General features: G+C 72.4%; 8 protein-coding genes and 1 pseudogene. 4 read left to right on the top strand and 5 right to left on the bottom strand.

All coding sequences use genetic code 11. The features are described 5' to 3' along the window. On the top strand, nt 1–1,535 hold a 1,535-nt coding region (locus tag GTW43_RS18780), incomplete at its 5' end, for a multicopper oxidase family protein (protein ID WP_161303184.1). A gap of 58 nt (nt 1,536–1,593) precedes the next feature. Here the strand turns inward: GTW43_RS18780 and GTW43_RS18775 are convergent. From GTW43_RS18775 to GTW43_RS18760, 4 genes are all read right to left on the bottom strand, one after another. Continuing rightward, on the bottom strand, nt 1,594–2,817 hold the full coding sequence (locus GTW43_RS18775; RefSeq protein ID WP_161303183.1) for an MFS transporter: 1,224 nt from the start codon (nt 2,815–2,817) through the stop codon (nt 1,594–1,596). A gap of 131 nt (nt 2,818–2,948) precedes the next feature. Next, entirely contained in the window at nt 2,949–3,962 is a 1,014-nt protein-coding gene (locus GTW43_RS18770; RefSeq protein WP_161303182.1) for an endonuclease/exonuclease/phosphatase family protein, read from the bottom strand. Between the two features lie 200 nt (nt 3,963–4,162). Then, nucleotides 4,163–4,846 (bottom strand): TetR/AcrR family transcriptional regulator, encoded by a 684-nt coding sequence (locus GTW43_RS18765; RefSeq protein WP_161303185.1) that lies wholly within the window; start codon nt 4,844–4,846, stop codon nt 4,163–4,165. Nucleotides 4,847–5,023: 177 nt separating this feature from the next. Continuing rightward, on the bottom strand, nt 5,024–6,619 hold the full coding sequence (locus GTW43_RS18760) for a DHA2 family efflux MFS transporter permease subunit (protein WP_161303181.1): 1,596 nt from the start codon (nt 6,617–6,619) through the stop codon (nt 5,024–5,026). A gap of 181 nt (nt 6,620–6,800) precedes the next feature. Between GTW43_RS18760 and panB the strand changes: the two genes are divergently transcribed. The 3 genes from panB to GTW43_RS18745 all read left to right on the top strand — a co-directional run bounded on the left by panB (nt 6,801) and on the right by GTW43_RS18745 (nt 9,760). After that, nucleotides 6,801–7,679, top strand: a complete 879-nt coding sequence (panB, locus tag GTW43_RS18755; protein ID WP_161303180.1) for a 3-methyl-2-oxobutanoate hydroxymethyltransferase — start codon at nt 6,801–6,803, stop codon at nt 7,677–7,679. Between the two features lie 216 nt (nt 7,680–7,895). Further along, nucleotides 7,896–8,918 carry an ATP-binding cassette domain-containing protein gene (locus tag GTW43_RS18750; protein WP_161303179.1) on the top strand — a complete coding sequence of 341 codons (1,023 nt, stop codon included), beginning with the start codon at nt 7,896–7,898 and terminating at the stop codon, nt 8,916–8,918. Next, nucleotides 8,915–9,760, top strand: coding sequence for an ABC transporter permease (locus tag GTW43_RS18745; RefSeq protein ID WP_161303178.1), 846 nt, complete (start codon nt 8,915–8,917; stop codon nt 9,758–9,760). The genes GTW43_RS18750 and GTW43_RS18745 overlap by 4 nt, the downstream gene beginning before the upstream one ends. Nucleotides 9,761–9,831: 71 nt before the next feature. On the opposite strand, the pseudogene GTW43_RS18740 reads toward GTW43_RS18745, so the two are convergent. Then, a pseudogene (locus tag GTW43_RS18740) lies at nt 9,832–11,187 on the bottom strand (AfsR family transcriptional regulator); the annotation flags it as partial.

The following is an 11,187-nucleotide window of genomic DNA, read 5'->3' as shown; positions in this document are numbered from 1 at the left end:
CGGCGGGCCCCGAGGTCGCGGCCGCGGAGCGCCGGCGCGGCTCGGGACCGGTCCGGTCCGTCCGCCTGACCGCGGCCGCCACCTCGCTCGACCTGGGCGACCGCACCGTGAGGTCGTGGTCGTACGGCGGGGAGCTGCCCGGCAAGGAGGTCCGCGTCACCGCGGGCGACACCCTCTCGGTCACGCTGGCCAACCATCTGCCGCAGCCCACGTCCCTGCACTGGCACGGCCTGTCCCTGCGCAACGACATGGACGGCGTCCCCGGTCTGACCCAGCAGGCGGTCGCCCCCGGCGCCGACTTCACGTACCGCTTCACGGCCGCGCACCCGGGCACGTACTGGTTCCACCCGCACGCGGGCACCCAGCAGGACCGGGGGCTGTACGCACCGCTGATCGTGGACGACCCCAAGGAGCCCCTGTCGTACGACAAGGAGTGGGTCGTCGTCCTGGACGACTGGGTCGACGGGGTGGACGGCTCGACCCCGGACGCGGTGCTGAAGGAGCTGCGCGCCGGGATGGAGCACGGCGGCTCCGGCGGCACGGGCGGCGACTCCGGTCACTCCGGTCACTCCGGTCATGACATGCCGGGGATGGACGCGACGCCCGGCACGAGCGGGACGCACAGCACGAGCGGGATGAGCGGGATGAGCGGGATGAGCGGCGCGAGCGGGCCCGGCACCGGCCCGGACACCGACGGCGGCCCGTCCCGGATGATGATGGGCGCCACGAGCGAGCTGCTCGGCGGGGACGCGGGCGACGTGGCGTACCCGCACTACCTGGTCAACGGGCGGACGCCGACGGCCCCTTCGTCGTTCGCGGCCCGCCCCGGCGACCGCATCCGCCTCCGGATCGTCAACGCGGGCGGGGACACGGCCTTCCGGGTCGCGCTCGGCGGGCACCGGATGACGGTGACGCACACGGACGGCTTCCCGGTCCGGCACGCCGGGACGGACGCGCTGCTGGTCGGCATGGGCGAGCGGTACGACGTACTGGTCACCGCGGGCGACGGGGTCTTCCCGCTGACGGCGCTCGCCGAGGGCAAGAAGGCCGCGGCGCTGGCCGTGCTGCGGACGGGCACGGGCGCGGCCCCGTCCCCGGCGGCCCGGCCGAAGGAGCTGACCGGCGAGCTGCTCACGGCGGACCGGCTGCGCCCGGCGGAGTCCGTGGCCCTGGCCCCGGCCGAGCCGGACCGCACGCTGGCGCTGTCCCTCACCGGGAGCATGGAGCGGTACGACTGGGCGTTCGACGCGAAGCCGTACACGGCGGACCAGCGTCGTCCGCTGCGCGCGGGCGAGCGGGTCCGGCTGGTGTTCCGGAACGAGACGCGGATGTGGCACCCGGTCCATCTGCACGGCCACACCTTCGCGCTGACCGGCCGGGCCTTGGGGGCCCGCAAGGACACGGCGGTCGTCCGCCCGGGCGAGACGGTGACGGCCGACTTCGACGCGGACAACCCCGGCCTGTGGATGCTCCACTGCCACAACGTCTACCACGCGGAGGCAGGCATGATGACGACGCTGGCGTACCGGGCGTAGGCCCGGGCGGCCTCGCCCGGGCGCGGACCGACCGTCCGGGCCGGGGCCGTCCCCGCCCTCAGCGCTCCGAGGAGACCCGTTCCCCGGGGACGTGAGAGGCGATCAGGCGGCCGGTGGGTGCGGTGGCGGGTGCGCCGCGGCGGCGGTCCACGGCGAGGGCGACGCCGGCCACGCCGAAACCCAGGACGGCGAGCACGGCTCCGGCCGGCGCCGGTGAGGTCACGCCCAGGCCGGCGCCGAGGGCCAGCCCGCCGATCCAAGCGCCGCCGGCGTTGGCGAGGTTGAACGCGGCCTGGTTGGCGGAGGAGGCGAGGGAGGGGGCCGCGGCGGCCTTCTCCATCACCATCAGCTGGAGCGGCGACCCGGTGACGAAGGCGGCGGTACCGAGCAGCAGCACGGCGAGCGCCGCGCTCCAGCGTGCCTGCATGAGTACGGGGAACAGGGCGAGCACGACGACGAGCGAGGCGAGTCCGCCGAACAGGGTCCCGCGCAGCGAGTGGTCGGCGAGCCGCCCGCCGAGCAGGTTGCCCGCGGTCGCCCCGACGCCGAACAGGGCGAGCAGCAGGGTGACGCTCCCGGCCGCGTACCCGGCGGCCTCCGTGAGCATCGGCGTGACGTAGCTGTAGGCGGCGAAGAGGGCGCCGAATCCGGCGACGGTCGTGCCGAGCGCGAGCCACACCGGCAGCGAGGTGAGGGCGCGCAGTTCGCTGCGGACCCCGACGGTCTCGCCGTGTCCGTGGTCGGCGGGCACGAGGGCGACGAGGGCGGCGATGGCGACGAGCCCGATGGCGCTGACGGCGAGGAACGTGGCGCGCCAGCCGAGCTGTTGGCCCATGGCGGTGGCGGCCGGGACCCCGACGACGTTGGCGACGGTGAGGCCGAGGAACATCAGGGAGACGGAGCGGGCCTTGCGTTCGGGCGCCACCATGGACGTGGCGACGACGGCGCCGACGCCGAAGAAGGCGCCGTGCGGCAGGCCGCTGACGAAGCGGGCGAGGAGCAGGGCGTGTTCGCCGGGGGCGAGCGCGGAGACCGCGTTGCCCGCGACGAAGAGGACCATGAGCCCGATGAGCACGCGGCGCCGCGGCATGCGCGCGGTGAGCGCGGCGAGCAGCGGGGCGCCGATGACGACGCCGAGCGCGTACGCGGAGACGAGGTGTCCGGCGGACGGGATCGAGATGTGGAGGTCGTCCGCGACGTCGGGCAGCAGGCCCATCATCACGAACTCGGTGGTGCCGATGCCGAAGGCGCCCACGGCGAGCGCGAGCAGGGCGAGGGGCATGAAGATCTTCCCGGGAGAGAGCGGTGAGCGGAACCGTTAAGTTTACTTCCGGAACAAATGCTCTCACGCCTCTTGTTCCCGGCGGTGTTCCTGCAGGTTAAAGCCCTGTGTACGGCGTGCGACAGGTCATGTCACAGGGTGACGCGGGCCGCCAGGGGCAGATGGTCGCTCCCGGTGGAGGGCAGCGACCAGGACGAGACGGGCTCGACGTCGCGGACCAGGATCTGGTCGATGCGCGCCATGGGGAACGCGGCCGGCCAGCTGAAGCCGAAGCCGCTGCCCGCGGCGCCCTGGGTGGAGCGCAGCTGGGACGTGACCCCGTTGAGCGCGCGGTCGTTCATCGTGCCGTTGAGGTCGCCGAGCAGGACGACGCGGCGCACCGGTTCGCCCGCGATGGCGGTGCCGAGCGCGTCGGCGCTCTCGTCGCGCTGGCTGGCGGTGAACCCGGAGTCGAGCTTGACCCGCACCGAGGGCAGATGGGCGACGTACACGGCGACCTCGCCGTGCGGCGTGGCGACGGTGGAGCGCAGGGCGCGGGTCCAGCCGAGCTTGATGTCGACGGGCTTGGTGCCGCTCAGCGGGTACTTGCTCCACAGTCCGACGGTGCCCTGGACCGAGTGGTAGGGGTAGGCGGCCGCGAGCGCCTTCTCGTAGACGGGGACGGCCTGGGTGGTGAGTTCCTCGAGGGCGAGGATCTGGGCGCCGGAGGCCGCGACGTCGTGGGCGGTGCGGGTCGGGTCGGGGTTGTCGGCGTTGACGTTGTGGGTGGCGACGGTGAGGTCGCCGCCGCCGGACTGCTTGCCGGTGAGCAGTCCGCCGAAGAGGTTCAGCCAGACGATCACCGGGAGCAGCACGGCGATGACGGCGGTCGCGGACTTCCGCAGGAATCCGAGGAGCAGCAGGACCGGGACGAAGACGCCGAACCACGGCAGGAAGGTCTCGGTGAGCGAGCCCAGGTTGCCGATGGTGTTGGGGATCTGCGCGTGGAGCAGCATGACGAGGGCGAGGAGCAGTGCGAGGACGGCGAGGACGATGCCCCGGCGCCAGTAGCCGCGGTCCTGGCGGAGTCGTCCCGGCAGGCGCCGCAGCCGGGATCCGCTGCGGTCGGTGTCCCGGGCGTCCGAGCTGTAGTACGCCTGCGCCATGCCGTCGTCGCCTCACTGCCTGCTGTACCCGCCGTCCCCGCCCGATGCACCCTAGGCGATGACGACGGCTCGCTGTTCCGTCACACCCCCGCGGGGCGGGAGCTGTCCTGTCGTCCGTACGGCGACGAGGACGAGCGGCGCGGGGCGCGAGGTTCCGGACACGCCGGTCGAGCGGGGCCTCTGTGACGAAACCCGCACATTCAGCCGACCGGCGGGACCTGCGCTTTTGCGGTCCGGTCCGCACGGATCCCGGCGAGGACGGAGTCGACGATGCGGACCGAGAGGTCCTCGGCGAGCGGGGCGTCGGGGCGCATGACGGTGCGCAGCAGCATGGGCCCGCTGAAGAGGTCCCCGGCGAGTTCGATGTCGGTGTCCTCGGGGAGTTCACCGTCGGCGACGCCACGGCGCAGCACCGCGTACATCGCGCGGCGCCGCGGCTCGACGACGAGTTCGTGGTACGCGTCCCAGAGCTTGGGCAGGGTCTTCATCTGCACGATGACGTTGTGCAGCAGGGCCGAGGTGCGCAGGTTGAGGCCGCGGCGGCGCATGTGTTCCAGGAGGCGGACGAGGTCGTCGCGCAGGGAGGTGCCGGGCAGTTCGGGGTCCGGCTCCTCGATGGAGGCGACGACGTCGACGAAGAGCTCCTCCTTGCCGCTCCAGCGGCGGTAGATGGTGGCCTTGCCGACGCCGGCGGTGCGGGCGATGCGCTCGATGGAGAGGTCCGCGAGGGGGACGCCCTGTTCCAGGAGGTTGACGACGCCTTCGACGATGGCGAGTTCGGCGGCCTCGCTGCGCGGACGGCCGCGCGCGGGTCCCGCGGCCCCGGCTGCGGCCGGCTGCTCGCCCGGACCGGCGGCACCGGACGGGCAGCCGGGGCCCCGCAGGCGGTACCCCCGGTCCGTCCGTGCCTGCTCTCCGGTCCGCTCCGTGTCCACGTCCTCCGCCTTCCTCCGCGACCCCGGAACCCGGCGCTCCGGCCGGGCTCCGGGGCGATTGTCTCAGCGATCCGGCGGCCGCCGCTCGCACCGCCCCGGAGCCGCGCTCGGCCGGCGCCGCACGGATCAGCGGCCCGCGCCGACCTTCTCCTGCGCGTCGCTCTGTCCGGCCGGTGCCGCCGGGGCCCGGCCGGGCAGGAACAGTCCCGTCAGGACGGCGCTGATCAGCGCCACGGCCGCACCCCACAGCGCGGTGACGTGCATGGCGTGCAGGAACGCGTCGTTGGCGGGACCGACCAGGGCCTGGCCGCGCGGGCCGAGCTTCTCGGCGACGCCGAGGGTGGCCTCGATGGAGGCGCCGGCCGTGTCGCGCAGGCCGGGCGGCAGCTGACCGAGCTTGTCCTCGATGCCGCCGCGGTACGCCGTCGAGAGCACGGAGCCGAGGACGGCGATGCCGAGGGCGCCGCCGACCTGCCGGAAGGTGTTGCTCAGCGCGGACGCCGAGCCGGCCTTCTCGCGCGGCAGGGCCTGCATGATGACGACGCTGGTGGGCGTCATGACGTGGGCCATGCCCGTGCCCATCAGGAAGAAGATGATCTCCAGGATCCAGATGGGCGTGTCCGCGTCCAGGGCCGTGAAGGCGGCGAGCATGCCGGCGAGGAGCACGAGGCCGCCCGTCGTGGTGGCGCGCACCCCGATGCGGTCGACGACGAGACGGGCGCGCGGCGCGAAGATCAGCTGGGCCACGGCGAGCGGCAGCATCAGGGCACCGGTCTGCAGCGGCGAGTAGCCGCGCACGCTCTGGGTGTAGAAGACCGAGAAGAAGGTGACGCCCATGAGGGCGAAGAAGACCAGGGCGATGGCGCCGATGGCGGCCGAGAACACCTTGTTCCTGAAGTAGCCGATGTCGATCGACGGGTGGTCGCTGCGCTTCTCGTGGATCACGAAGCCGATGAGGACGACGAGCCCCGCGACGATGGTGGCGAGCACCTGCGGGCTGGTGAAGTCGCCCTCGTCGCCGCCCTTGATGATCCCGTAGACGAGCAGCACGAGGCCGACGATGGACAGCAGGACGCCGACGAGGTCGATGCGGCCGGGCTTCGGGTCCCGGGAGTCGGGCACGAGCGCGAACATGAGCACGACGGCGATGATCACGATCGGGACGTTCACGAGGAAGACCGAGCCCCACCAGAAGTGGTCGAGCAGCAGACCGCCGGTGATCGGGCCGATGGCGATGGCGAGGCCGACGCCGCCCGCCCAGATGCCGATGGCCTTGGGCTGCTCCTCGCGCTCGAAGACGTTCATGAGGACGGCGAGGGTGGCCGGCATGACGAACGCGGCGCCGAGGCCCATGATCGCGCGGAAGGCGACGAGCTGGACCGGCGAGCCGGACTCGGCGGCGAGCGCGGAACCCACGCCGAAGACGACGAGGCCGCCGATGAGCACCTTCTTGCGGCCGATCCGGTCACCGAGCAGGCCCGCGGTGAACAGCAGACCGGCGAAGACCAGCGTGTAGGAGTTGATGGCCCACTCGAGCTCGCTCTGCGTCGCGCCGAGGCCGGTGGGTGCGGGGGTCGAGATCGTCTTGATCGCGACGTTCAGGATGGAGTTGTCGAGGACGACGATCAGCAGGCTCAGCATGAGCACGCCGAGGATGGCCCAGCGACGGCGGTGCACGGCCTCGGGTATGCGCGAGGCCGCGGGGGCGGCTGGAGTGGTCATGTGTACGACCCTAGCCCTATTTCGATACGGGACCGTCTCGTATTGAAAGGGGGAGGCGATCCCTTACCGAGGCTTTACCGGTGACGCGTGCTCTGGCGCTCGGGCTGCACGCGGTGCCACCATGGAAGGGATCCGGGGACGCCGTGAGGGCGCCTCGAGACGAATTGAAGGAGCCGTTGCGATGACGCAACACGTTCAGGCTGCCCCGGCGCAGCCCTCCGCCGACAGCAGCAATCCCAAGGCGCTGTACGGGGGCAAGGGCACCCGGCGCATCACCGTACGGGACATCACCCTCGCCAAGGAGCGCGGCGAGAAGTGGCCCATGCTCACCGCGTACGACGCGATGACGGCGTCCGTGTTCGACGAGGCGGGCATCCCCGTGATGCTCGTCGGCGACTCCGCGGGCAACTGTCACCTCGGCTACGAGACGACGGTCCCCGTCACCCTCGATCAGCTCACCATGCTCTCCGCGGCGGTCGTGCGCGGCACCTCGCGCGCGCTCATCGTCGGCGACCTGCCCTTCGGCTCGTACCAGGAGAGCCCGACGCAGGCCCTGCGCTCCGCGATGCAGCTGGTCAAGGAGGCGGGCGTCGGCGCGGTCAAGCTGGAGGGCGGCGAGCGCAGCCACGCCCAGATCAAGCTGCTCGTCGAGGCCGGCATCCCGGTCATGGCGCACATCGGCCTGACCCCGCAGTCGGTGAACACCCAGGGGTACCGGGTGCAGGGCCGCGGCGAGGAGGCGGCGCAGCAGCTGCTGCGCGACGCGAAGGCCGTGCAGGACGCCGGTGCGTTCGCCGTCGTCCTGGAGTTGGTGCCCGCGGAGCTGGCGGCCGAGGTCACGCGGATGCTGCACATCCCGACCGTCGGCATCGGCGCGGGCCCCGAGACGGACGCCCAGGTCCTGGTCTGGACGGACGCGCTCGGTCTGACCGGAGGCAGGATGCCGCGCTTCGTGAAGCAGTACGCGGACCTGCGGTCGGTCATGTCCGGCGCGGCGAAGGCGTTTGCGGAGGACGTGATCGGCGGAACGTTCCCTCAGGAGGAGCACTCCGTCCACTGACGCCCCGCGCCGTGTGACCACCCCGAGCCACAGCGGCACCACCGCAGCCCGTCGATCTTCCCCCGTCGACGGGCTGCGCGCTGTCCGCCGGGGCGCGGCGCCCGACGCGGCGCCCGCCGGTGGCCGCAAGCGATGTATCGGCGAGATGTCGGTGTACTTCGCCGGCTGTCGGTCGGATGTCGGTGGTCTGTCGGTGGCGCCTGTCAGGTTGGGGACATGACGCGAATCGACAAGAACCCCGAAGGCGGCCGAGCCGTCGCCGTGTCCGTGCGGGGACTGGTCAAGCACTACGGCGAGACCAAGGCCCTGGACGGTGTCGACCTGGACGTGCACGAGGGCACCGTGATGGGTGTCCTCGGGCCGAACGGAGCCGGCAAGACCACCCTCGTGCGCTGCCTGTCCACCCTGATCGTGCCGGACTCCGGCACCGCGGTCGTCGCCGGCTACGACGCCGTGCACCAGCCGCGGCAGCTGCGCCGCGTGATCGGCCTGACCGGTCAGTACGCCTCGGTCGACGAGAAGATCTCCGGCCGCGAGAACCTGTACATGATCGGCCGGCTGCTCGACCTGTCCCGCAAGGAGGCCCGTGCCCGCGCCGACGCGCTGCTGGAGCGGTTCTCCCTGACCGAGGCCGCCACCCGGCCCGCCAAGACCTACTCCGGCGGCATGCGCCGCCGCCTCGACCTGGCCGCCTCCATGATCGGCCGGCCGCACGTCCTGTACCTGGACGAGCCGACGACCGGTCTCGACCCCCGCACCCGCAACGAGGTGTGGGACGAGGTCAAGAGCATGGTGCGCGACGGGGTGACCGTCCTGCTCACCACCCAGTACATGGAGGAGGCCGAGCAGCTGGCCTCCGAGCTGACCGTCATCGACCGCGGCAAGGTCATCGCGAACGGCGGCATCGACGAGCTCAAGGCGAAGGTCGGCGGCCGCACCCTGCGGATCCGCCCGGCCGACCCGCTGGAGCTGCGTCCGCTGGCCGCCGCGCTGGACGACCTGGGCCTGACCGGCCTGGCCACCACGACCGTCGACGCCGACTCCGGCACCGTCCTCGTCCCGATCCTGAGCGACGAGCAGCTCACCGCCGTCGTCGGCGCGGTCACCGCCCGCGGCATCACGATCGGCTCGATCGTCACCGAACTGCCCAGCCTGGACGAGGTCTTCCTGTCCATCACCGGCCAGAAGGCGTCCGCCCCGCAGGACGTCAGGCCCGAGCTCGAGGAGGTCGCCGTATGAGCGCCACCACCGTGACGCCCGCCGCGGCGCCCACCATCAAGGTCGACGCCGATCCCCGGATCGGGCTGCGCGGCCACCTGCGCCACACCGGCGCCCTGATCCGCCGCAACCTGCTGTGGATCAAGCAGGACCCCGAGTCGATGTTCGACGCGGTGCTCATGCCGGTCGTCTTCACGCTGCTGTTCGTCTACGTCTTCGGCGGCTCCATCGGCCAGGCCCTCGGCGGCGGCCAGGACGCCTACGTGCAGTACGTGATCCCCGGCATGGTCGCGATGATGAGCATGAACATCGCGCAGGGCGTCGGCACCGGCTTCAACGAGGACTTCCACAAGGGCATCATGGACCGCTTCCGGTCCCTGCCCATCGGACGGGCCTCCGTCCTGATCGCGAAGGTCTCCGTCGAGCTGCTGCGGCTCCTCGTCGCGTCCACCGTCCTGATGATCGTCGCGCTGCTGGTCGGCTTCGACATCAACGGGCACTGGGGCGGCCTGCTCGCCGCCGTCGGCCTGTCGGCGCTCTTCGGCTCCGCCGTCATGTGGATCTTCCTGGTCCTCGGCGTGACCATGAAGAACGCCCAGTCGGTCCAGGCGATGGGCTTCCTGGTGATGATGCCCCTGCAGTTCGGCTCGTCGATCTTCGCGCCGACCGGCTCGATGCCGGGCTGGCTGCAGAACTTCACCGAGTACAACCCGATGTCGGGTCTCGCCGACGCGGCCCGCGGCCTGATGCTCGGCGGCAACCACCCGGTCGGGCACGGCCTGTGGGTGACGCTGGCCTGGACGGCCGGACTCACCGCCGTGATGGCACCGATCGCCATCAGGAAGTTCACGAAGCAGTCCTGAGCAGTCCTGAGCAGTCCCGAGCGGTCCCGAGCACTCCCGTGCCCGCCTCGGACGTCTTCCGGTACGCGTCGTCACAGCAGGGCGGTGGCCTCCCCCACGGAGAGGCCGCCGCCCTCGGCGTACTCCCGCTCGTACGCCGCGTCGCCGAGCGCCGCACGGGCCTCCGCCTTCGCCTCACCCCACCACGTGCGCTCCATGGTGCTGTGGATGTGGCCCTCGGGCAGCGCCGCATCGGCCGCGCCGATCAGCCGCGCCGCCACGGCGGCGTCACCGGCCCGGCCCCGCAGCACGAGGGCGCGGGCCGCAGTGATCAGCTGCAGGCCCGCCAGATGGGGCATGATCACGGCGGCCAGCGGGTCGCGGGCCAGCGCGGCGGCCTCGACCGCCTTCGCGAGCGCGCTCTGCGCACACCGCTCGGTGACGTCGATCATCGCCTCCATGCCGATCGTCATGCTGTGGAAGAAGCTGACCTCGTGCCCCTCGAACTCCTCGCGGAGCAGGTCGAGCTGGGCCCGCGCCTCGGCGGTCCGGTCGCTCCCGGCGAGCCGGCTCGCGAGGATCATCCGGGCGATCGGCCGCGCCTCGTTCGCCGTCCCCCGGCCCGCCTCGAGCGCCTCCCACAGCATCCGCTCCCCCACCTCGGTGTCGCCCTGCTCGATGAGCACCTGCGCGAGCCGGACCTGGAGGATCGTCGACTGGGAGTGCGCGCCCATGTCCTCGGCGAGCTCCCGGGCCCGCCGGTAGTCGGCGCCCGCCTCGGCGAAGCGGCCGAGTTTCTCGTGCGCCTCGCCGCGGGCCGACAGCCCCTCGGCGACGCCCCACGCGTCACCGAGCCGGGTGAACAGCTCGATCGCCTCGTCGGCGTCGGTGATCCCGGTGGCGGCCCAGGAGCTGCGGTTGGCCAGGAGGTTGGCGCGCAGTTGCAGGATGAGGGCGAGTTCCCAGTCGTAGCCGAGCTCGCGGCAGGTGGCGACGCTGATGTCGGTGAGCTCGTGCAGCCGCTCCATGTCCCCGGTCATGACGACGGCGAAGTACCAGATGTTGCCGGGGGTGCGGCAGGCCTGCGGCAGGTCGGCGCGGTAGGTGCCGGTGATGGCGCGCAGCCGGTCCTGGCCCTCCGGCGACTGCCACCAGGTCATCTCCATGTCCATGTAGGCGAACCGGCACAGGTGGGCCTGGCGCCGGGCCTCCTCGAGGAGTTCGCCCCCGATCGGCGGCGGGACGTCGGTGCAGCGCTGCAGGAGCGGCGGCGCGGGGCGCGTGGGCCCCGCGAACGGGTCGGGGCCGAGCTCCGTGGCCTCCTTGGTCCAGATGCGGCTCTCGGCGCGCAGGTCCCGCATCTGCCAGAACCAGGCGAGCGAGAGGACGAGGCTGAGCGCCTCCTGCTCGTCGCGGTCGGCGATCGCGTGCCGCAGCGCGGTGCGCAA

Source organism: Streptomyces sp. SID5785 (assembly GCF_009870065.1).
Classification (GTDB): domain Bacteria; phylum Actinomycetota; class Actinomycetes; order Streptomycetales; family Streptomycetaceae; genus Streptomyces.
The sequence above is the reverse complement of the archived record's forward strand: the minus strand, read 5'-3'. Positions and strand labels throughout refer to the sequence as shown.